The following is a 20672-nucleotide window of genomic DNA, read 5'->3' on the forward strand; positions in this document are numbered from 1 at the left end:
GCCCTGATATGAGCAGCTTCAAGACCCTGGATGACCTCGGTGATGTGACCGGCAAGGTCGCACTCGTGCGCGTCGATCTAAACCTTCCGATGCAGGAAGGTCGCGCCAGCGATGTCACCCGGGTCGAAGCTGTGAAACCCACCATCCTCGAGCTGGCCGACAAGGGCGCGAAGGTTCTCCTCCTCGCCCATTTCGGCCGGCCCAAGGGCCAGCGCCATTCGACCATGAGCACCAGCATGGTGCAGGGCGACATCGAGCGCGTGCTCGACCGCGAAATCATGTTCATCCCCGAAGTGATGGGGCCGGTGGTCGAACAGTCGATCGGCATCCTTTCGAACGGCGATATCGGCCTGCTCGACAACATCCGCTTCTGGCCGGGTGAAGAGGCGAACGATCCTGAATTCGCCAAGGGCATTGCGGCTCACGGCGATTTCTACGTCAACGACGCCTTCTCCGCCGCGCACCGCGCCCATGCCTCCACCGAAGGCCTGGCGCACCACCTCCCAGCCTATGCCGGGCGCGCAATGGAAGCGGAACTCAAGGCCCTCGAGGCCGCGCTCGGCACGCCCGAGCAGCCGGTCGCAGCGGTTGTTGGCGGAGCGAAGGTTTCGACCAAGCTCGACGTGCTCGAAAACCTCGTCGGCAAGGTCCAGCACCTCATTATCGGCGGCGGCATGGCCAACACCTTCCTCGCCGCGCGCGGGGTCGATGTCGGCAAGTCGCTGTGCGAGCATGACCTCACCGACACCGCCAACCGCATCATGGACCAGGCCGACCACGCGGGGTGCACCGTCCACCTTCCTTACGATGTCGTGGTGGCGAAGGAATTCGCCGCGAACCCGCCCAGCATGCGCGTTTGCAACGTCCATGAGGTCGCCGAAGACGAGATGATCCTCGACGTCGGCCCGCAGGCGGTCGAAGCGCTGGGCGACGTGCTCAAGACCTGCCGCACGCTGGTCTGGAACGGACCGATGGGCGCCTTCGAAACCGAACCTTTCGATGCTGCCACCGTGGCGCTTGCCAAGACGGCCGCGGCGCTGACGCAGGACGGCTCGCTGATCTCGGTTGCAGGCGGGGGCGATACCGTCGCCGCGCTGGCACACGCGGGCGTGAAGGACGATTTCACCTTTGTTTCGACCGCAGGCGGCGCTTTCCTCGAATGGATGGAAGGCAAGGCGCTTCCTGGCGTGGCTGCGCTTACGGCCTGAGCCGATGGCCACCACGCGCCACCTCTTCTCCACCCCCTTTGTCGCCGACACGCTGCAGAGCGAGCCGGGGATGCGCATGCTGCGCAATGCGATCGAGGAAGAAAGGGCGCGCGATGCTGCCGGGATCGATATCTCGAATATCGGCGGCTGGCATTCGAACACGCAGATGCTCGACTGGGGCGGCGAGGCGGCGAGGGCGCTGGCGCACAAGGCCATGACGATGGCCGACGAGCAGACGATCGACAACCGGAGCCCGGAATTCAGCCGCTTCACCTGGCACCCCGAAATGTGGGCCAACGTCAGCGGCAAGGGCGCGGCCAACCAGTACCACTTCCACCCGGGCAGCTTCTGGTCGGCGGTTGCCTATATCGACGATGGCTATGACGGCGATCCCGATCCGGGTCTTGGCGGTGAGCTCCAGCTACAGGATCCGCGCATGCCGATGATCCGCATGGGCGCCCCCGATCTCCGGCTCAAGCAGCCCGACGGCCAGCCGATGCACAGCGAGGTTTCGCTGCGTCCCAAGACGGGCATGATCGTGATGTTCCCCAGCTGGCTCCAGCATGCAGTGCGTCCGTTCAAGGGCGAGGGGACGCGGATATCGATCGCGATCAACCTCGTCGCGGTGCTGAAAAGGCCGAACTAGCGATATTCGGGGTTCGGCGCGTCGAAGCGGCGGCCTTCCTTCCAGAGCTCGACTGAATTGCCCCACGCAGGGATGCCGCCTGCGTCCTTGAGCATGCGCGCCATGTGCATCAGGTTCCAGGTCATGAATGTCGTGTTCCGGCGGGTGAAGTCGTTGTCGAACCCGACATATCCGTCCCCGTCTTCCTTCGCATCGCCATAGCTCGGGCCCGGGCCAGCTTCGCCGATCCATCCCGCATCAGCCTGCGGCGGGATGGTATAACCGACATGCTGGAGCGAATAGAGGACGCCCATGCCGACGTGCTTGATGCCGTCTTCATTGCCGGTGACGATGCAGCCCCCGACCTTGCCGTAGAAAACGTACTGACCCTTGTCGTTCGTTTGGCCGGAATGACCATAGAGCCGCTCGATCAGGCGCTGGCAAACGGAGCTCTTCTCGCCCAGCCAGATCGGCGTTCCGACCACGAGGATGTCGGCTGCTTGCACCTTTTCCCATATCTGGGGCCAGTCGTCCCGATCCGCGCCGTGCTCTGTCATGTCGGGATAGACGCCGGGCGCGATGTCGTGATCGACCAGTCGCACCTGATCGAGCTGAACATCGTTTCGCACGAGGATGGTTTCGACCACGCCCAGCAGCTTGTCGGTATGCGACCCCTGGGGCGAGGGCTTGAGCGTGCAATTGATGGTCAGCGCCCTGAGATCGGAGAAATCCGTTTCGTTATCCTGACACAATTTCTCCTGGGTCTCATCCAGCATGGTCTCTCCTGTGCTCAACAAGAGATACGCACGATGGGCTGAATAGTTACACCCCCGCTGTTGCAGGTGCGAAGGGGCTTTTGTATGGGCCGCGCATACGAATGCACGACCCAAGGGATTCTCACATGACTTTCGATGAAATGCGCGAGCGGATCGCAACCGGACAGGGCTTCATCGCCGCACTCGACCAGTCGGGCGGTTCGACCCCCAAGGCGCTTCGCGGCTACGGTGTGGAAGACAATGAGTGGGAAGGCGACGAACAGATGTTCGGCCTGATCCACGAAATGCGCCAGCGCATCATCGAGGCACCCTGCTTCGGCAATGGCAAGGTCATCGGCGCGATCCTGTTCGAAAAGACCATGGAAGGCGAAAGCGGCGGCAAGAGCGTGCCTGCTCGCCTGAAAGAGCGCGGCATCGTGCCCTTCCTCAAGGTCGACAAGGGTCTCGAGGACGAACGTGAAGGCGCGCAGCTGATGAAGCCCAACGCGAACCTCGAAGCCATGTGCGCCCGAGCAAAGGAACTGGGCGTGTTCGGCACCAAGATGCGCAGCGTGATCAAGTCGGCCAATCCGGTCGGCATCAAGGAATGCGTCCGCCAGCAGTTTGCCGAAGGTGCGCGCATCCTCAGCTGCGGCCTGATGCCGATGCTCGAGCCCGAGTATGACATCACCGCCGCAGATCGCGCCGAAGGCGAGAAGATCATGCTCGAAGCCATCGAGGAAGGGCTCGACGCGCTGCCCGAGGGCCAGCAGATCATGCTCAAGCTCTCGATTCCCAAGGAAGCCGGCCTCTATGCAGGCCTGACCAAGCACCCCAAGGTGCTGCGCGTGGTCGCCCTGTCCGGCGGCTACTCGACCGAGGAAGCTTGCAGCGAACTCGCCAAGAACCCCGGCATGATCGCCAGCTTCAGCCGCGGCCTGCTGCAGGACCTGCGCAAAACGCAGAGCGACAACGACTTCGACGGCACGCTTTCAGGCGCGATCGACCAGATCCACGCCGCCAGCGTGGCCTGACCTTAGGCTGCGAGCGGCCTAGCGCCGCTCGTAGACGAAGCGATAATCACCGGATGGGATCGTCCCTTCGCTGCGCTTTTCGGGCGTGGCGGAGGCGAGCACGAATGTGCGCCCCATGACCTCGTAGGGTTCGCCGAGTGTGATCTGTGCGGTCTGCGCCCAGTGAGTCGCCGTGATGCGCGTCGTCACCGTCAGCTTGCCTGCCCAGACGCAGGTCGCGTCGGCCGGGCAACGGCTGTCTTCTTTCACGGCCTGCGGGGTCAGGATGACATCGCCTGCCCAGACCGCCTTACCAAGGCCGACCGCCGTTCCTTGCGAAGCAGCTTCCTGCCCGACCCGCGGCGTATCGGGGATGTTCGCACAGGCACTAAGAGAGAGGAGGGCGAACGAAGCGAGGAGCGTTTTCATGGCCCCGCTAGACGCGTGTCGCGCTTTCGTATCGCTGAACGGGTGACGAAGACGCGACGAGGCGATAAGGCGCGAATATGGCCGAAGAAATTCCCACCCAGCTTTACCTGATCTCGCCGCTCGACGTGTCGGGTGATTTTCCCAAGAGGCTCGAACGCGCGCTCGAAGCGGGCAAGGGCGTGCTGACCGCCTTCCAGTTCCGCGTGAAGGGCCTTAACCAGCATGACGCAGCAGCCTTGGCAGAACCGTTGCAGGAAATTTGCGCGCGCCATGAGGTGGCCTTCATCGTCAACGATTCGATAGCGCTCGCCAAGCGTCTCGGGGCCGATGGTGTCCACCTCGGGCAGGGCGATGGCGATGTCCAGGAAGCCCGCGACGAACTGGGCCGCGATGCGCAGATCGGCGTAACCTGCCACGCTTCGCGCCATCTGGCCTTGGAAGCGGGTGAGGCAGGTGCCGACTATGTCGCCTTCGGCGCATTCTTTCCCAGCAACACCAAGGAAACCGAGCACCAGGCCGAAACCGACCTGCTCGAATGGTGGCACGAGATGGTCGAGATCCCCTCGGTCGCAATCGGTGGGATCACGCCGGACAACTGTCGTCCGCTGATCGATGCGGGCGCGGACTTCCTTGCCGTGTCCGGTGCGGTTTGGTCGGGTGACGAAGTTGCTGTTGTCAAAGACTTTGCGGAGCAAATCGCCTCGGCGTGAGTTCTCTTTCCTGTACGGGGCGGGTCGCCTCCCCGAAATTCAGGAGAGATCCCCAATGCGCAGCTTTATTTTTGTCGCCGTCTCGTCACTCGCGCTCGCCGCCTGTGGCAGCAATGATGCAGAGGAAGATACCTCCACCGCCACCGCGCAGGCAGAGCCTGCCGAAGACTATGGCTACGAGACCTACGACGAGAACAATCTCGCCGATACGATGGCCTCGAATGACGACGCGCAGGGCATGGGCGACAGTGTCGCGCGCGAAGACCAGGATATTCCCGACAGTCAGGAGCGCCCGGTGATGCAGGCACAGGTCGTGCTCGATCGCATCGGCTTCGGCCCCGGCGTCATCGACGGCAAGATGGGCATGAGCACCGAGAACGCGTTGAACGGTTTCCAGGAAGCCAACGGTCTCGATGTGACCGGCGAACTGGACGAAGCCACCAAGACCGCGCTGTCCAACTGGGATTCGATCCCCGCAACGCGCGTGGTCACCATTCCGGCGAGCTGGTCTGAAGCCGAATATGTCGACATTCCCGAAGAAACCGCCGCCAAGGCCGAGCTTGAGCGGATGGGGTACAAATCGCTCGACGAGCGGCTGGCCGAGCGTTTCCATACGACCGTGGAGGTGTTGAAGCAGCTCAATCCCGATGGCCGTCCGGCGGGGATGGAAACCTCCGCGCAGGACGAGCCGAGCGCCACACCGACGCCTGACAAGGAACAGTCTAAGGACAAGTCGGCGAGCTATTTCACCGCTGGCCAGCAGATCCGCGTACCCAACATTGGGGGCGACCGGATCGAGAAGGGCAAGATCGGCGATCGCGACTGGCAGCGTACGCTGGCAAGCCTTGGTGTCGGTAGCGACCAGCCCGAGGTCGATCGCATCGTCGTGAGCAAGGCGGGCAAGACGCTGAAGGCCTACCAGGGCGACAAGCTTGTCGCTTTGTTCACCGTCAGCTCCGGTTCGAGCGAATTCCCGCTGCCGCTGGGCGAATGGGACATCGTGGGTGAGGCGTATAATCCGCCCTACAGTTACGATCCCGCAGTTCTTTCCGGAGGCAAGGAAGACGGGAAGGAATATACGCTGCCGCCCGGACCCAATTCTCCCGTCGGGGTGATCTGGATCGACCTGTCCAAGGAGCATTACGGCATCCATGGCACGCCGGACCCGGAGACCATCGGCCGCGCGCAGTCGAGTGGCTGTGTTCGCCTCACCAACTGGGATGCTGCCCGCCTTGCGGGAATGGTGTCCCAGTCGACGCAGGTGATTTTCGAGGCCTGAGAGGCTAGGGAGGGGACATGAACTTCGTCGACAGACTGCTCACCATCGTCATCACCGCCACGATCACCAGCGCGATCTGGATCGTGGCGGGCGGATCGCTGATCGAAAACGCCACTGCCGACAGCCAGCGCGAGGCTACCCGTCCTGCGGAAGCTGCGCCAAGCCCGTCGCCGAGCGAAACCGCGTCCGGCGTCGCAGACGCGGCGACCGACGTACCCGATGCGGGCACGCTGGACACGTCCGACGTCTCCGCGCCGAGCGATGCACAGACGCGCCAGCTAATGATCCCGGTCAAGAACATCAGGGCAAGCGATCTCACCGATACCTTCAGCGATTCGCGTGCTGGCGGGCAGCGGCTGCACGAAGCGATCGACATCATGGCGCCCAAGGGCACCAGCGTAGTCGCCGCAGCGCCGGGTACGGTAGAAAAGCTGTTCCGGTCGGATGCTGGCGGGCTGACGATCTACGTCCGCTCGAACGACGGAGAGACGATCCACTATTACGCCCATCTGGACGAGTACGCACAGGGCCTGAAGGAAGGGCAGAAGATTCGCCGCGGCCAGCGACTGGGCACGGTCGGATCTTCGGGCAATGCTTCGGAAGAAGCGCCGCACCTTCACTTCGCTATCCTGCAGACCTCCGCCGATGCGGAATGGTGGGAGCCCGCCAATGCGGTCAATCCCTATCCGCTGCTGACCAGTCGCTAGTCGCGGACCGGACCGGCACGGTGGCAGCGCAGGCGGCCAAGCTTGCCGTCCCTGTCGAGCTCCTGGAGCAGGCCGGAGGACACACGCATCATCTTGTGTCCCTTGAGCGGGCCGCGGGTGAAGGTCACCCGGCGACCTTCGAGGAGGTAGGTGCCGGATCCCTTGTCGGTCGTGTAGCTGGATGCGCCGGTGATCGAGAAGCCGTGCCCCTCGACCTCGTTCCAGGCCGCTCCATCGGCAACACCCGGCAGCGCACACACATATTCGCCCTGCGGCAGAAGGCCGAGGCGGCCCTGCGCGAGCGACGGCGTAGCGGCGAGGGCCGCAGCTGCCAGGATTGCGTAACGAACCGGTTTCATGTCTTACCCTCCAGTCACCTGATATAGAGGAGAGGGGTGAAAATTTCCACCGCCTTGCCGTGGGCACCGCCAGCCTGTAAGGCGCGCTCCACACGGCCACTGGCATGCAGTGGCGCTCTTTCACATCGAGGCTTATTCCCATGAAGATCAGCGGCGTGGACATCCGTCCGGGCAACATCATCGAATACGAAGGCGGCATCTGGAAAGTCGCCAAGATCCAGCACACCCAGCCCGGCAAGGGCGGCGCCTACATGCAGGTCGAGATGAAGAACCTGCAGGACGGCCGCAAGACCAACGTCCGCTTCCGCAGCGCCGACACGGTCGAGAAGGTGCGCCTCGATACACAGGACTACCAGTTCCTGTATGAAGACGGCGACATGCTCGTCTTCATGGACCAGAATACCTACGAGCAGATCACCCTGCCGAGCGACCTGCTCGGCGATGCACGCCCGTTCCTCCAGGACGGCATGCAGGTGAAACTGGAACTGTGGGAAGAAAAGCCGATCTCGGTCGAACTCCCGCAGCACATCGAAGCCGAAATCGTCGAGGCCGATGCCGTGGTGAAGGGCCAGACCGCTTCGTCCAGCTACAAGCCCGCCGTGCTCGACAATGGCGTGCGCATCATGGTCCCGCCGCACATCGAAAGCGGCACGCGTATCGTGGTCGACGTCTACGAACAGACCTACGTCGGCAAAGCCAGCTAAGCATCGTCAAGCAAAAGGGTCGCATCCATGGGCAAATCCATCGCCAGTCGTTTCGACAATATCGACATTGCCAAGAGCACCTTGCGTGCCGTCATCATCAACGACGACGAGCTTACGCTGGAGATGGATTTCTGCCTCGAGCCCGAGCACGAGGATTACGAGCAACCTTTGGAAGGCGAGGACTGCTGCTGGCATCCCGGCCTGCTGAAGTTCGCCGGGATCAGCAAGCTCCAGCTCGACCGCCGCGAAGTTGCAGGCGAAAAGATGCAGCGTCGCTTTGCGATTCAGACATTCAACATCGAGGGCACCAGGTTCGACATGGCCTGCGAGTGGGGCGACATCCACCTCCAGGCGCGTTCGATCCGCGTCCTCACCGAGTAAGAGACTATAATGGCCGCAATATCCGGACTGATCCGCGTAATGGAAAAGGCCGCCCGCAAGGCGGGTGGACGCCTGCGCCGCGACTTCGGCGAAATCGAACACTTGCAGGCGAGCCGCAAGGGTCCCGCCGACTTCGTGTCGAAAGCCGACCTCCGCGCAGAACGCACGATCTATGACGAGCTTCTCGCCGCACGCCCCGACTGGGGTTTCGAGATGGAAGAAGCCGGCACGATCGAAGGCGCGGACGACATGCCGCGCTGGATCGTCGACCCGCTCGACGGAACCAGCAACTTCCTCCACGGCATCCCGCATTTCGCGATCAGCATCGCCGTGCAGGAGCGCAAGCTGGGCAGCGATGACTGGGGCGATGTCACGGCCGCGGTCGTTTACAATCCGATCACGGACGAAACCTTCTGGGCCGAAAAGTCCCGCGGCGCGTGGCTGCAAGATGCCCGCCTGCGTGTTTCGTCGCGCCGCAATCCGTCCGAAGCACTGATCGCGACCGGCATACCGTTCCACGGCCATGGCGACTTTGCCGAATGGTCCAAGATCTTCAATGCGATCGGCCCCAATGTCGCCGGTATCCGCCGCTTTGGCGCCGCCTCGCTCGACCTCGCATGGCTGGCGGCCGGGCGTTACGACGGCTTCTGGGAAAGCGGCCTCAACGACTGGGACACGGCTGCAGGCTGCCTGATCGTCCGCGAAGCCGGCGGCTTCGTCTCCGATTTCCGTGGACGTTCGCAGCAGATCCATTCCAAGCAGGTGCTCGCTGCCAACGACCAGCTTCACTCGCGCCTCCACAAGATGCTGGCTGGCGCATTGAAGGGTTGATGCAATTCCGGAGCGCGGCTAACTCCCGCGCTCCAACACGTGCCTCCGTGGCGGAATTGGTAGACGCGCTCGACTCAAAATCGAGTTTCTTACGAAGTGCCGGTTCGAGTCCGGCCGGGGGTACCACCACTTTTCCAGTCCCTGTGTAACTTTTGCCGCCCCCTTTCGAATTGGGGCTCAAGGGTGCATCCTGCACCAACCAGACAAGGGACTGACAATGACCGATCGCGGCCTCATCAAGGGGCTTGCCGCCGTACTCCTCGTGACGGTGGCGAGCCAGATTTTCTACATCACGGTCGTGTCAGGATCGCCCAACGAGATCCTCCGCCCGGCGACGTGGTTTACCGAGCTCTTCGCCTTCTCTGCATCCGTTGTTTTTGCCCTCGCATTGGCTGCACGGCGCCCGGTGCAGGCCGCTGCCTGGTCGATCATTACGCTCGCCGGCATCCTCAACGTCGTCCAGGTCGGAATGGGCCTGTCGATGTTCGCGCCCGCGATGGAGGCGCAGGAAGCAGTGCCGCAACTTTTCCTCGCGATCCTCGCCGGCGCCTTCTTCTTCTATTTCCTCGCCAAGTTCCTGCTCGGGGTCGCAGCAATCATCCTCGGTTTCCAGGCCGTCCGGGCCGGGGGACTGGTTTCCAGGGCATCCGGCGGTTTCGCCATTGCGGCAGGCCTTGCCGCCATCGTCCTGTCCTTCTTGGCCATGATCGATTCCGAAGGTTGGACTTTCGCAGCGGGTGCAGCGGGCACGGCGGTGACTGCACTGCTGGCATTCGTGCTGTTCCTTCTGCCGGGACAAAGCACCGCGGAGGGCTGAAACTCCTTGATATTCCGCCCGAGTGGTGAGACTTACCGCTCCGGATGATCGGGATCCCATCCTATCACGCGATGGCGGCAATGGCCGTCACAGTCGCAATGTTCGTCGCCTTTGCGCGCGGACGCATGTCCATCGAAATCATTTCGCTCCTGACCATCGCGGTTATCGCGGTGGGCTTGTATTTCTTCCCGCTGGCAGGCGACCAACCGACAGACGGGATCGCGCTCGCCTTCTCCGGTTTCGGACACTACGCGCTGATCACCATCTGCGCGCTGATGATCCTCGGAAGGGGGCTTGTGGTAACGGGCGCGCTGGAACCTGCGGCGCGGTTCCTGGAGCGGATCTTCAAATTCAACCTGCAGGTCGGCCTGCTGTTTTCGCTCGTGCTGGCCTTCGTGCTGTCGATGTTCGTCAACAACACGCCGGTGCTGGTCCTGCTAATCCCGATCTTCGTGACCTTGGCGGCGCGCGGGGCAATGCCTGCCTCCAAGACGCTGATGCCGCTGAATGCCGCTTCGCTGATCGGCGGCCTGGCGACGACTATCGGCACCTCCACCAATATCCTTGTCGTTTCGATCGCGGTCGACCTCGGCATGCCGATGATGGGCGTGTTCCATTTCACCCCCATCGTGCTGGCCGCGGCGCTGGTAGCCTTGCCCTATATCTGGCTGGCCATGCCCAAGATGCTCGACGACAACCGCGTCGAACTGGTGCACGAATCGCGCAAGTTCTTCACCCGGCTGAGGGTCACGGAAAACAGCCTGCTCAACGGCCGCGAACTCTCGCAAATCGCCTCGCGCCTTCCCGCCGGTATCGAATTCCATGACGTGAAACCGGGCCTTTTCCGGCCGGGTCAACGCATCAAGGTGTCGGGTACGCACGAAGCGATCGAGGAGGGGATCCAGGTCATGCGCGGCGAGGCTGCGCCGAGCTGGGTGCTCGAACGTATCAATCGCGCCCATAACGAGACCGGCGAGGATATCCAGGTCGTCGAAATGACGGTCACCGCCGACAGCCGCCTGATCAGCCGAACGCTTCCGACGTCAGGCATCGCGGACCTCTATGGTGTCGCCGTGGTCGGCATCCATCGCCCCGAAACGCTGATCGGCCAGAAAGACCAGTACAGCGACGTCGGCGATATCCGCATGCGGGAAGGCGATGTGTTGCTCGTCATGGGCCTGCAGCATGACCTCGAATCCTTCGCGAATGGGGACAGTCTGCTGATGCTCGAAGGGCGCCGCGAGCTTCCGCGCCGCTCCAAGGCATGGCTCGCCGCAGGTATCATGGGCGGCAGCGTGGCACTGGCCTCGGTCGGACTGCTGCCGATCGCCATCGCTTCGCTGGCAGGCGCGATCCTCATGTTCCTTACCGGCTGCGTGAAGTTCGACCGTGTCGGCCGCGCGCTGTCCGCGCAGGTCATCGTGCTCGTGGCCGCCAGTATCGCCATCGGGCGCATCATCCTTCAAAGCGGTGCGGCGGGGTGGCTCGGGGAATTGCTGTCACTGGGCCTCATCCACCTTTCCCCGGCAGCAGTTCTCGCTGCGATCATGCTTTTCGTGACGCTGCTCACCAATTTCGCCTCCAACGCGACCGCAGCAACGGTCGGCACCCCGATCGCTTTCGCGGTCGCAGCGCAGCTCGGCCTGCCGCCGGAGCCGCTGGTGCTGGCCGTGCTGTTCGGATGCAACCTCTCCTATGCGACGCCGATTGCCTATCAGACGAACATGCTGATCATGTCCGAAGGCAGTTACGACTTCGGCGACTATGTGAAGACCGGCGTGCCACTGGTGCTGATCATGGTGACGGTGCTGTCGGCCGGCCTCGCGATCACTTACAGCCTCTAGGGCGCTTTCCAATTCGCGGTGACCGTGCCAGTCTTCGCGCGAAACGACCGGGATCAGCGGGGCGGGGGGCTCCTCCCCTTTTACCAGGTTCCATGTGTTCCATCCTGAGGGGGAAGCCCAGACGATGTCCTACTTGCGTCCTACATACCTTGCGACGGCCTGCGCCGCTGCAGCGATCGCTTTTGCCAGCCCTGCACAGGCGAACGACCTGCGCGCCAGTCTCGAAGAAGACATGCCCGGCCTGATGGAACTCTATCGCGACCTGCATGCCAATCCGGAACTCAGCTTCGAGGAACACGAGACTGCAGCCAAGCTCGCTGCAAGGATGCGCGCGCTCGGGTTCGAAGTGACCGAAGGCGTCGGCCAGACCGGCGTGGTGTCGGTCATGCGCAACGGTGACGGCCCGGTCGTCATGCTTCGCGCAGACATGGACGGCCTGCCTGTCATCGAACAGACCGGCCTGCCCTATGCGAGCAAGCGTACTGCGACGCCCGCCAGCGGTGTGACGACCGGCGTCATGCATGCCTGCGGTCACGATACGCATATGGCCGGCTTCATCGGTGCCGCACAGCTCCTCGCCGAGCGCAAGGACGAATGGCAGGGTACGCTGGTGATGATCCTGCAGCCAGCCGAGGAGCTTGGGCTGGGCGCGCTCGCCATGCTGGAAGACGGTCTCTACGAGCGTTTCCCCAAGCCGGATTACACGATTGCCTTCCATGACGCGGCGGCACCGGCCCCTGCCGGGACGATCGGCTATACGCCCGGCTATGCGCTGGCGAATGTCGACAGCGTCGATATCACGGTGAAGGGCATTGGCGGCCATGGCGCCTATCCGCACACGACGGTCGATCCGATCGTGCTTGCGAGCGCGATCGTGATGAAGCTGCAAACCGTGGTGAGCCGCAACTCATCGCCGCTCGACCCGGCGGTGATCACGGTCGGCAGTTTCCATGCAGGCGCCAAGCACAACATCATTTCGGACGAGGCCAAGCTGCAGCTGACTGTGCGCAGCTATTCGGACGAGAGCCGCAAGCTCCTGCTCGACGGCATCCGCCGCGTGGCTCAGGGCGAGGCGATTACGGCCGGTCTCCCGGCAGAACTCATGCCGGTCATCACGGTCGAGGATCCCTATACGCCTTCGACCTTCAACGATCCTGGTTTCAGCGAAGAACGCGCAGCAGCCTTCCGCGCCCGCTTCGGCGAGGATCGCGTCATGCAGTGGCCTGCGGTGATGGGCGGCGAGGACTTCAGCCAGTTCCGCCGGGCCGATCCCGAAGGCGTGAAATCCATGATCTTCTGGATCAGCGGAACCCCTGCCGAAATGCTCACCGCGCTGGAGGAGGAAGGCAAGCCTCTGCCCTCGCTTCATTCGCCCTTCTGGGCGCCCGATGCGGAAGCGGTGGTGAAAACCGGCGCCGAGGCGATGGCGAGCGCCGCGCTCGACCTGATGCCTGCGAACGGCGGCTGAGGCCGGATAAATTGACGGCTGCCGGAGTGTTGGGGCACTCCGGCAGCCGTTTCTCCTCCCCAGGAGAAAGTATCTTCCGCGCTATCGCTACGCTGCTTGAGCGCGGAAATTCGGGTTAGCCGTCCGAAGGGACGTATGTGCCGAGCCGGTGGTGCAGGGCGTTGATCTTCGCCAGCTCCTCGCGGTCTTCCGTCTGGCGCGCGTAGCTGGTGAGAGCGGTGCGCAGGAGGCGGAAATCGGCGGTCGAGAACAGGGCGCGTGCGCGTCCGGGTTCGGTCTTCGGAGTGTCTTCGGTCATCGTAGTCATCCTTCCTCTCCTTACGCCGCAGCGAACTGGTTCATGGTGTTGTCCTTGCCGCCGGCCTTGAGGGCCGCTTCGCCGGCAAAGTATTCCTTGTGGTCATCGCCGATATCGCTGCCGGCCATGTTCTGGTGCTTCACGCAGGCGATACCCTGGCGAATTTCCTCGCGCTGGACGTTCTTGACGTAGCCAAGCATCGCCTGCTCACCGAAGTATTCCTTGGCGAGATTGTCGGTGCTCAGCGCAGCCGTGTGATAGGTCGGCAGCGTGATGAGGTGGTGGAAGATACCGGCACGCTTCGCGGCATCGGCCTGGAAGGTGCGGATCTTCTCGTCGGCTTCGGCGGCGAGTTCGGTGCCGTCGTAGTCGATGCTCATCAGCCTGGCGCGGTCGTAACCGCTCACGTCCTTGCCTTCCTTCTCCCACGCATCGAAAATCTGCTGGCGGAAGTTGAGCGTCCAGTTGAAGCTGGGCGAGTTGTTGTAGACCAGCTTGGCGTTGGGGATCACTTCGCGGACACGGTCGACCATGCCGGCGATCTGTTCGACATGCGGCTTCTCGGTTTCGATCCACAGCAGGTCGGCGCCGTGCTGGAGCGCGGTGATACAGTCGAGCACGCAGCGGTCTTCACCCGTTCCGGCGCGGAACTGGTAGAGATTGCTGGGCAGGCGCTTGGGTGCAAGCAGCTTGCCGTCGCGGCTGATGAAGACCTGGCCATTGGTGATGTCGGCCGGATCGACTTCGTCGCAATCGAGAAAGGCGTTGTATTGGTCGCCGAGGTCGCCCGGTTCCTTCGAGAAGGCGATCTGCTTGGTCAGGCCGGCACCGAGGCTGTCGGTGCGGGCGACGATGATGCCGTCGGGAACGCCCATTTCAAGGAAGGCATAGCGGATCGCGCGGATCTTCTGGAGGAAGTCCTCGTGCGGAACGGTAACCTTGCCGTCCTGGTGGCCGCACTGCTTTTCGTCCGACACCTGGTTCTCGATTTGCAGCGCGCAGGCACCGGCCTCGATCATCTTCTTGGCGAGCAAGTAGGTCGCCTCGGCGTTGCCGAAACCGGCATCGATATCGGCGATGATCGGCACGACATGCGTCTGGTGGTCGTCGATTTCCTTCAGCAGGCGGTGCGTATTGACCGCATCGCCCTTGGCCTTGGCTTCGTCGAGCTCGCGGAACAATCCGCCCAGCTCACGTGCGTCGGCCTGCTTGAGGAAGGTGTAGAGCTCCTCGATCAGCGCGGGCACGCTAGTTTTCTCGTGCATCGACTGGTCGGGCAGGGGGCCGAATTCGCTGCGCAGCGCGGCAACCATCCAGCCCGAGAGGTAGAGGTACCGGCGCTTGGTGCTGCCGAAATGCTTCTTGATCGAAATCATCTTCTGCTGCGCGATAAACCCGTGCCAGCAGCCGAGCGACTGGGTGTAGTTCGCCGGATCCTTGTCATAGGCTTCCATGTCCTCGCGCATGATCTTCGCGGTGTAGCGCGCGATGTCGAGCCCGGTCGGGAAGCGGTTCTGCACGGCCATGCGGGCAGCGCTGGCAGCGTCGATGGCAGCCCAGCTGTCGCCGTTCTTGGCGATGGTTTCGTTCATCTGCGCGATGTGGCTCTGGTAGGTCATGGGTAGTCTCCTGTCCGTGTCGCCCCGCGATTGGCGGGCTGTTGCAGTGACAATGCGCTTCAGGGAGCGATTCGGGCAGGGAAATTTACAAAATATCTTGTCAGAAAGCCCGGGTTGGGCGTATTCCGGCTGTAAAGATGTAAAGGAATTTACAAATGGCCAAAGATGCCGTCCGCGCAGGCCCTGCGATCAAGCGGCTCCGCAAGCGCGAGAATCTGACCCAGGCGGCGATGGCCGCCCGGCTGTCCATTTCGCCCAGCTATCTCAACCTGATCGAGCGCAACCAGCGTCCGGTCAGCGCGCGGGTGGTCATGGCGCTGGTCGAGCAGTTCGATTTCGATCCGCGCTCCATCCGCGAGGACGAAGCCATCGGGGGGCTCGACGGACTGGCCCGCCGCTTTGCCGACGAACGCTTCGCGGACCTCGCGGTGGACCGTGACGAGCTCGATGAATTTCTCGCCACCTCGCCGCAAGTCGCGGCCGCCTTTGCCCGGCTATATGACAATGCGGGAAGTGCATCGCGGCAAGAAGATAGCGCGCTCGCGGCTTCTCGGCGCGAGATCGAGAAATGGCGCAATCATTTCGCCGATCTCGACCATGCGGCAGAGGAACTGGCCGACGAGATGCGCCTGTCGCGCGGTGATATCGGATTGGCGCTTACCGAAAGGCTGCGCGAGCGCCACCAGTTCTCGGTCCGGATCCTGCCGCGCGAGGTCCTGCCCGACAGCCTCAGCCGGCTCGATTTGCACGCACGCCAGGTCCAGCTTTCCGAAATGCTGGGGCCCGCATCGCGCAATTTCCAGCTCGCACTCCAGATCGCGCAGCTCGAGAAGGCCGACGACATCCAGTCGATCGCGCAAGGGGCGCAGTTCGGGGACGAGGCCGCCCGCGCGCTCTTCAAACGCCATCTCGACGGCTATTTCGCGGCCGCCTTGTTGATGCCTTATGGCCGGTTCCTGAGGGCCTGCGATGCCACTGGCTATGACCTGCCGGTCCTGGAACGGCGCTTTTCGGTCAGTTTCGAACAACTCGCGCACCGCCTGACGACCTTGCAGAGAGTGGGGCAACGCGGCCTGCCGTTCTTCATGGTCCGGCTCGACCGTGCGGGTCAGTTCTCGAAGAGCTTCATGGGCGCAAGTACTGCACGCTTCGCAAGGGAAGACGTATCCTGCCCGCTCTGGGATGCGCATCGCGCGTTCGAGAGGGGCGGGGAACTCGTTGTCCAATACGTGAGCCTCGACGATGCCGGCGAAGGGCAGGGTGGCTGGCTCACCATGATGCGCAGCGTCGAGGGCAGCGGGGCGCCGGGCGAAGCGCGGTTCGTGGTGGCGATCGGGATAGAAGCAGTGCTCGCTAGCGATCTTGCGCAGGCGCGCGGCCTTTCCTTGCGGCCCAATGACGCCCAGCGCATCGGCCCGGGCTGTGCTGCCTGCTTCAGGGAGGGCTGTTCGCAGCGTTCACTGCCACCGAGCGGACGCAAGTTGCACTTCGACCGGATGCGTCGCGGAACTTCCCCATTCGAATTCGGCGAGCGATGATTTTTCTGCGTTAACCTTCTTTACCCGGAACCTGAACGCCCGACGCCGCGTTTTTGCCACATTCAAGGGTTCAGAACTGGAATTTTCTCATGACTGAAGAACGTATTACCGAGACTACCGATACCGCTGGCAATACCCACACGACCCATACCGTGGTCACCGATAACGATGGGCGTAGCGGCGGCACTTCCTGGGGTCTGATTATCATCCTCATCGTTCTTGCGATCGGCGCTATCGTCGTCTTCTCGCAGATGAGCGATGCCGAAATCGCCAAGGACAACGCCGTGGCCGGTGCAGCAGACCAGGTCGGCGAGGCTGCCAACCAGGTTGGCGACGCTGCACAGAATGCCGGCGAAGCTGTCGAGGAAGCGGTCGAGAACTGATCGACACGAAATCGGCAAAAACTGTCAGGCAGGGCGACGCTTCCTAGGGGAGGGTCGCCCTTTCTGCATTCAAATGCTGTAAAATTTACCGACAGTTCACCCTTTGCGGGTAGTTAAGGAAGGGTATCGATAAACCTTCCGGACGCTCGCAATGACCCGCGCCTGCTACCAGTTCCCGACGATTGTGGTGCCCGGACGTGGAGGCCGTGCCTGATGGCCTGGGCGAGCTCGCTTTCCTACCTGTCCTATTCGCTGGGCGCGATCGTATGCGGTCTTGCGGCTTTGTGGATCGCAAGGGCCGGGGCCAAGGATCGTACCGACCGCTGGGCCGGCGTCGTGGCGCTCGCTCTGACGGCGAATTGGTGTTTTGCCGCAGCCAGCTTCTCGGCCGATCATGTTCTTGTCCAGTTCACCGAACTGACTGCCAATCTCGGCTGGATCTACGTCCTCTTCCGCTTGTTCGCCAATGATGGCCGGGACGAAAGCCTGCGAATTGTCCGGCCTGCGGTAATCGCGCTCGGCTTTGTAGAGAGCCTGCAATTCGTCCTGCTGATCATCCAGCAACGCTATGCCGTGACGCCCGATCTTGCCCTGCTGACCTTCGAGACGTCGAACCTGTTCCGGGTGCTCGTCTCCATCGGGGCTCTCGTGCTCCTGCACAACCTCTACGTCGGCGCATCGCCATCTTCCCGCAGGATCCTTCGTTGGAATGCTGCCGGGCTTGCGGGCCTCTGGGCCTTCACCCTGAATTATCACACGATCGCCTATCTCACCGGCGATTATCCGACGGAAATGTTCGCTTTCCGCGGCCTTGCGCTGGCTGTGGTGGCCATCCCCTTCGCACTGGGCTTCGCCAAGCGCGCGGCAGGGCTGACCTTCAGCCCATCGCGAGCGGTTACCTTCCGTTTCCTCTCCTTGTTGGTGATCGGCGGATACCTTCTCGTCATGCTGGGCCTTGCCAGCTGGCTCGACATCCTGACGGGCAGCGGAGCGCGGCTGACGCAGGTGGGCCTGGTGATCGCCGCCGGAGCGCTCGCGCTGATCTGGCTCCCGTCGAACAAGCTGCGCGGCTGGCTGCGCGTGACGGCGATCAAGCACCTTTTCAAACATCGCTACGACTACCGGAACGAGTGGATACGCTTCACCCACACGATCGGCCGCGCCGGTCTCGACGATGCCAGCCTCCAGCAGCGCGTGATCAAGGCGCTCGCCGACATTACCGACAGTCCTTCGGGCCTCCTGATGTCCGGAGAGGATGAAGGCGCGCTGCAACTGGCGGCGCACTGGCGCTGGCCGCAAATGGCGGTGCCGGCCGATGCCTTCCCGCTCGAGCTGTGCGCCATCATGGAGCGTGAGGGCCTGATCCTCGACCTCGATGAAGTCCGCGAGGGGATCGACTACCACGGCGAGAATGCGCTCGTCCCCCCGTGGCTGCGCGAGGAAACGCGCGCCTGGGCTGCCGTGCCGCTGATCCACTTCGATCGCCTCGTGGGCGTGATCGTCCTCGCCCGCCCGCTCCAGCAGCGCAAGCTCGACTGGGAGGATTTCGACCTTCTCGGCATCGTCGGCCAGCAGCTGGCGAGCTATCTGGCCGAGCAGGCAGGACAGGAAGCGCTGTCCGAAGCCTCGCGCTTCGATGAATTCAATCGCCGCATGGCCTTCGTGATGCACGACATCAAGAACCTCTCCAGCCAGATGTCGCTCCTGCTCCGTAACGCCGAAAAGCACGCGGAAAAGCCGGAATTCCGCAAGGACATGCTGGTCACGCTGAAGAACAGCTCCGACAAGCTGAATATCCTTCTCGCACGTCTCGGGCGTTATGGAACGGGCTCGGTGGAGAACCTGCAGGATTTCGACCTTGGCGGCATCGCCGGGGCGGTGGTCGAGCGGTTGTCCACCAGTCATCAGGTGGACTTGTTGCGCCACGAGCCGGTGATCGTTTCCGGCCAGCCCGAAGCGCTCGAGCAGGCTCTCCTCCACATCGTCCAGAATGCCATCGATGCGAGCGAAGACGGTTCGGCAGTGCAGGTCGAAACCTTCAGCGACGGGCTGTCGGGCAATATCCAGGTCCTCGACAGCGGTGTCGGCATGAGCCCCGCCTTCGTACGCAACAGCCTGTTCAAACCCTTCGTCTCTTCCAAGGAAGGCGGTTTCGGCATCGGCGCGTTCGAAGCGCGCGAGATGATCCGCGCGATGGGAGGACGCCTCGAAGTTGAATCGCGCGAGGGGCTCGGCACGCGCTTCCTCATTAAGATCCCGCTCAAGTCCGCCCGCTCGATCATTACCGGAAACGGTACCGCAAAAGACAAGGAACCCGCCTGATGGCAGATGCCAAACCCAAGCTGCTGATCGTCGAGGACGACGAGGGCCTGCAGGCCCAGCTCAAGTGGGCCTATGACGATTACGAAGTGATCATCGCGGGCAATCGCGACCAGGCGCTTGCTGCCGTGCGCAGCGAGGAGCCCGCGGTCGTGACCCTCGATCTCGGCCTGCCGCCAAATCCGGACGGAACCACCGAGGGCTTCGCCGTCCTCGACGCGATCATGCAGATCAAGCCCGACACCAAGGTGGTGGTCGCTTCCGGCCATGGCGCGCGGGAAAGCGCGCTGCAGGCCATCGAGCGCGGGGCCTATGATTTCTACCAGAAGCCGGTCGATATCGAGAAGCTCGGCCTGATCGTCGAGCGCGCCTTCAAGCTCAGCCGGATCGAGAGCGAGAACCGCCGCCTGTCGGAGAAGGTCGGCGAGGACCAGACCGTGCTCGGCACGATGATCACCGCTGCGCCGGAAATGGCAAAAGTCGCGCGCACGATCGAGCGCGTCGCCCCGACCAATGTCTCGGTCATGTTGCTGGGCGCGAGCGGGACGGGCAAGGAGCTGCTGGCCAAGGGTGTCCACGAAGCGAGCGACCGCCGCAATGGCGCTTTCATCGCGATCAACTGCGCCGCGATTCCGGAGAACCTCCTCGAAAGCGAGCTCTTCGGGCACGAGAAGGGTGCCTTCACCGGCGCGGTGAAGACTACCGAGGGCAAGATCGAGATGGCCGATGGCGGCACGCTCTTCCTCGACGAGGTGGGCGATATCCCGTTGCCGCTACAGGTGAAGCTGCTGCGCTTCCTCCAGGAACGCGTGATCGAGCGCATCGGCGGTCGCAAGCCGATCTCTGTCGACACAAGAATCGTCTGCGCCACGCATCAGGACCTCGAGGGCATGATCGGCGAGGGGAAATTCCGCGAAGACCTGTTCTACCGCCTGGCCGAAGTCGTGGTGAAGATCCCCACGCTCGCCGAGCGGCCGGGCGACAGCGTGCTTCTCGCCAAGCATTTCCTCGCCCGCTTCGCCAAGGAGATGAACCCGCAGGTAAAGGGCTTCGCGCCCGACGGGCTGGCGGCCATCGATGCCTGGCACTGGCCGGGCAATGTACGCGAGCTGGAGAACCGCGTGAAGCGCGCGGTGATCATGGCCGATGGCAAGCTGGTGGGGGCCGAAGACCTCGATCTCGGTGACGGGAGCGAGGAGGAAGAGATGGCACTGAACCTCAAGCAGGCGCGCGAAGCAGCCGACCGGCGCATGATCCGGCAGGCAATGGCGCGCAGCCAAGGCAATATCTCGATGACGGCCAAGCTGCTCGGCATCAGCCGCCCGACGCTTTACGACTTGCTCAAGCAATACGATTTGCAGCCCGGATAGGACGCGCGCTAGGAG

Annotated in this window: 21 protein-coding genes and 1 tRNA gene; 17 read left to right on the plus strand and 5 right to left on the minus strand. The window is 62.9% G+C overall.

What is annotated here, in order from left to right; all coding sequences use genetic code 11:
• Positions 1–8 precede the first annotated feature (8 nt).
• Together K3136_RS13790 and K3136_RS13795 are read left to right on the plus strand one after the other, a co-directional pair.
• Positions 9–1208, plus strand: a complete 1200-nt coding sequence (locus K3136_RS13790; protein WP_221430859.1) for a phosphoglycerate kinase — start codon at positions 9–11, stop codon at positions 1206–1208.
• A gap of 4 nt (positions 1209–1212) precedes the next feature.
• Positions 1213–1854: a 2OG-Fe(II) oxygenase family protein gene (locus K3136_RS13795; protein ID WP_221430860.1), complete on the plus strand. Its 642-nt coding sequence runs from the start codon at positions 1213–1215 to the stop codon at positions 1852–1854.
• Here the strand turns inward: K3136_RS13795 and K3136_RS13800 are convergent.
• Positions 1851–2609, minus strand: a complete 759-nt coding sequence (locus tag K3136_RS13800) for a flavodoxin family protein (protein WP_221430861.1) — start codon at positions 2607–2609, stop codon at positions 1851–1853. The genes K3136_RS13795 and K3136_RS13800 overlap by 4 nt on opposite strands.
• A gap of 125 nt (positions 2610–2734) precedes the next feature.
• Between K3136_RS13800 and K3136_RS13805 the strand changes: the two genes are divergently transcribed.
• The gene (locus K3136_RS13805; protein ID WP_221430862.1) at positions 2735–3622 is read left to right on the plus strand and encodes a fructose bisphosphate aldolase; all 888 of its coding nucleotides are present in this window, start codon (positions 2735–2737) and stop codon (positions 3620–3622) included.
• 18 nt (positions 3623–3640) lie between these two features.
• On the opposite strand, the gene K3136_RS13810 is transcribed toward K3136_RS13805, so the two are convergent.
• Entirely contained in the window at positions 3641–4030 is a 390-nt protein-coding gene (locus K3136_RS13810; RefSeq protein ID WP_221430863.1) for a hypothetical protein, read from the minus strand.
• A gap of 77 nt (positions 4031–4107) precedes the next feature.
• On the opposite strand from K3136_RS13810, the gene thiE reads away from it, so the two are divergent.
• From thiE to K3136_RS13825, 3 genes are read left to right on the plus strand one after another with little or no spacing between them, the layout of a single operon-like run.
• Complete coding sequence (gene thiE / locus K3136_RS13815; protein ID WP_221430864.1) at positions 4108–4740, plus strand: thiamine phosphate synthase; 633 nt, start codon at positions 4108–4110, stop codon at positions 4738–4740.
• Positions 4741–4795: 55 nt separating this feature from the next.
• Entirely contained in the window at positions 4796–6019 is a 1224-nt protein-coding gene (locus tag K3136_RS13820) for a L,D-transpeptidase family protein (protein ID WP_221430865.1), read from the plus strand.
• Positions 6020–6036: 17 nt separating this feature from the next.
• Positions 6037–6726, plus strand: coding sequence for a M23 family metallopeptidase (locus tag K3136_RS13825; protein ID WP_221430866.1), 690 nt, complete (start codon positions 6037–6039; stop codon positions 6724–6726).
• Here K3136_RS13825 and K3136_RS13830 read toward each other — a convergent pair.
• Positions 6723–7085, minus strand: coding sequence for an elongation factor P (locus K3136_RS13830; RefSeq protein WP_221430867.1), 363 nt, complete (start codon positions 7083–7085; stop codon positions 6723–6725). The two genes, K3136_RS13825 and K3136_RS13830, sit on opposite strands and share 4 nt — an antisense overlap.
• Before the next feature lie 140 nt (positions 7086–7225).
• On the opposite strand from K3136_RS13830, the gene efp reads away from it, so the two are divergent.
• The 7 genes from efp (at position 7226) to K3136_RS13865 (ending at position 13130) form a co-directional block, all read left to right on the plus strand.
• Entirely contained in the window at positions 7226–7789 is a 564-nt protein-coding gene (efp, locus tag K3136_RS13835; protein ID WP_221430868.1) for an elongation factor P, read from the plus strand.
• Positions 7790–7816: 27 nt separating this feature from the next.
• A complete protein-coding gene (locus tag K3136_RS13840; RefSeq protein WP_221430869.1) occupies positions 7817–8170 on the plus strand; it encodes a hypothetical protein in 354 nt (117 codons plus the stop codon).
• Positions 8171–8179: 9 nt separating this feature from the next.
• Entirely contained in the window at positions 8180–9001 is an 822-nt protein-coding gene (locus K3136_RS13845; protein WP_221430870.1) for an inositol monophosphatase family protein, read from the plus strand.
• Positions 9002–9042: 41 nt separating this feature from the next.
• A tRNA-Leu gene (locus K3136_RS13850) sits at positions 9043–9127 on the plus strand.
• 91 nt (positions 9128–9218) lie between these two features.
• Positions 9219–9818 (plus strand): hypothetical protein, encoded by a 600-nt coding sequence (locus K3136_RS13855; RefSeq protein ID WP_221430871.1) that lies wholly within the window; start codon positions 9219–9221, stop codon positions 9816–9818.
• Between the two features lie 44 nt (positions 9819–9862).
• Positions 9863–11662 carry an SLC13 family permease gene (locus K3136_RS13860; RefSeq protein WP_221430872.1) on the plus strand — a complete coding sequence of 600 codons (1800 nt, stop codon included), beginning with the start codon at positions 9863–9865 and terminating at the stop codon, positions 11660–11662.
• 124 nt (positions 11663–11786) lie between these two features.
• Positions 11787–13130, plus strand: a complete 1344-nt coding sequence (locus K3136_RS13865) for an amidohydrolase (RefSeq protein ID WP_221430873.1) — start codon at positions 11787–11789, stop codon at positions 13128–13130.
• A 115-nt stretch (positions 13131–13245) separates the two neighbouring features.
• Here K3136_RS13865 and K3136_RS13870 read toward each other — a convergent pair whose 3' ends face one another.
• Together K3136_RS13870 and K3136_RS13875 are read right to left on the minus strand one after the other, a co-directional pair.
• On the minus strand, positions 13246–13428 hold the full coding sequence (locus K3136_RS13870; protein WP_006832439.1) for a hypothetical protein: 183 nt from the start codon (positions 13426–13428) through the stop codon (positions 13246–13248).
• A 20-nt stretch (positions 13429–13448) separates the two neighbouring features.
• Complete coding sequence (locus K3136_RS13875; RefSeq protein WP_221430874.1) at positions 13449–15047, minus strand: isocitrate lyase; 1599 nt, start codon at positions 15045–15047, stop codon at positions 13449–13451.
• A gap of 155 nt (positions 15048–15202) precedes the next feature.
• Here K3136_RS13875 and K3136_RS13880 point away from each other — a divergent pair, with 155 nt between their 5' ends.
• From K3136_RS13880 to prsR, 4 genes are all read left to right on the plus strand, one after another.
• A complete protein-coding gene (locus K3136_RS13880; protein WP_221430875.1) occupies positions 15203–16585 on the plus strand; it encodes a helix-turn-helix domain-containing protein in 1383 nt (460 codons plus the stop codon).
• Between the two features lie 89 nt (positions 16586–16674).
• Positions 16675–16968 carry a hypothetical protein gene (locus K3136_RS13885; protein ID WP_221430876.1) on the plus strand — a complete coding sequence of 98 codons (294 nt, stop codon included), beginning with the start codon at positions 16675–16677 and terminating at the stop codon, positions 16966–16968.
• A 213-nt stretch (positions 16969–17181) separates the two neighbouring features.
• Positions 17182–19290 (plus strand): XrtA/PEP-CTERM system histidine kinase PrsK, encoded by a 2109-nt coding sequence (gene prsK, locus K3136_RS13890; protein ID WP_221430877.1) that lies wholly within the window; start codon positions 17182–17184, stop codon positions 19288–19290.
• Positions 19290–20657 carry a PEP-CTERM-box response regulator transcription factor gene (prsR, locus tag K3136_RS13895; protein WP_221430878.1) on the plus strand — a complete coding sequence of 456 codons (1368 nt, stop codon included), beginning with the start codon at positions 19290–19292 and terminating at the stop codon, positions 20655–20657. The genes prsK and prsR overlap by 1 nt, the downstream gene beginning before the upstream one ends.
• The last annotated feature ends 15 nt before the right edge of the window (positions 20658–20672 follow it).

This window comes from Qipengyuania gelatinilytica, assembly GCF_019711315.1.
In the GTDB taxonomy this organism is placed as follows: Bacteria; Pseudomonadota; Alphaproteobacteria; order Sphingomonadales; family Sphingomonadaceae; genus Qipengyuania; species Qipengyuania gelatinilytica.

Bases quoted from the DNA above. Each gene is read 5' to 3' on its own strand.
- prsK (WP_221430877.1), top strand. From the start codon at position 17,182: ATGGCCTGGGCGAGCTCGCTTTCCTACCTGTCCTATTCGCTGGGCGCG.
- K3136_RS13800 (WP_221430861.1), bottom strand. From the start codon at position 2,609: ATGCTGGATGAGACCCAGGAGAAATTGTGTCAGGATAACGAAACGGAT.
- K3136_RS13870 (WP_006832439.1), bottom strand. From the start codon at position 13,428: ATGACCGAAGACACTCCGAAGACCGAACCCGGACGCGCACGCGCCCTG.
- K3136_RS13825 (WP_221430866.1), top strand. From the start codon at position 6,037: ATGAACTTCGTCGACAGACTGCTCACCATCGTCATCACCGCCACGATC.
- thiE (WP_221430864.1), top strand. From the start codon at position 4,108: ATGGCCGAAGAAATTCCCACCCAGCTTTACCTGATCTCGCCGCTCGAC.
- K3136_RS13860 (WP_221430872.1), top strand. From the start codon at position 9,863: ATGATCGGGATCCCATCCTATCACGCGATGGCGGCAATGGCCGTCACA.
- K3136_RS13855 (WP_221430871.1), top strand. From the start codon at position 9,219: ATGACCGATCGCGGCCTCATCAAGGGGCTTGCCGCCGTACTCCTCGTG.
- K3136_RS13840 (WP_221430869.1), top strand. From the start codon at position 7,817: ATGGGCAAATCCATCGCCAGTCGTTTCGACAATATCGACATTGCCAAG.
- K3136_RS13845 (WP_221430870.1), top strand. From the start codon at position 8,180: ATGGCCGCAATATCCGGACTGATCCGCGTAATGGAAAAGGCCGCCCGC.
- K3136_RS13810 (WP_221430863.1), bottom strand. From the start codon at position 4,030: ATGAAAACGCTCCTCGCTTCGTTCGCCCTCCTCTCTCTTAGTGCCTGT.
- K3136_RS13790 (WP_221430859.1), top strand. From the start codon at position 9: ATGAGCAGCTTCAAGACCCTGGATGACCTCGGTGATGTGACCGGCAAG.
- K3136_RS13875 (WP_221430874.1), bottom strand. From the start codon at position 15,047: ATGACCTACCAGAGCCACATCGCGCAGATGAACGAAACCATCGCCAAG.
- K3136_RS13830 (WP_221430867.1), bottom strand. From the start codon at position 7,085: ATGAAACCGGTTCGTTACGCAATCCTGGCAGCTGCGGCCCTCGCCGCT.
- K3136_RS13880 (WP_221430875.1), top strand. From the start codon at position 15,203: ATGGCCAAAGATGCCGTCCGCGCAGGCCCTGCGATCAAGCGGCTCCGC.
- prsR (WP_221430878.1), top strand. From the start codon at position 19,290: ATGGCAGATGCCAAACCCAAGCTGCTGATCGTCGAGGACGACGAGGGC.
- K3136_RS13795 (WP_221430860.1), top strand. From the start codon at position 1,213: ATGGCCACCACGCGCCACCTCTTCTCCACCCCCTTTGTCGCCGACACG.
- K3136_RS13885 (WP_221430876.1), top strand. From the start codon at position 16,675: ATGACTGAAGAACGTATTACCGAGACTACCGATACCGCTGGCAATACC.
- K3136_RS13820 (WP_221430865.1), top strand. From the start codon at position 4,796: ATGCGCAGCTTTATTTTTGTCGCCGTCTCGTCACTCGCGCTCGCCGCC.
- K3136_RS13865 (WP_221430873.1), top strand. From the start codon at position 11,787: ATGTCCTACTTGCGTCCTACATACCTTGCGACGGCCTGCGCCGCTGCA.
- efp (WP_221430868.1), top strand. From the start codon at position 7,226: ATGAAGATCAGCGGCGTGGACATCCGTCCGGGCAACATCATCGAATAC.
- K3136_RS13805 (WP_221430862.1), top strand. From the start codon at position 2,735: ATGACTTTCGATGAAATGCGCGAGCGGATCGCAACCGGACAGGGCTTC.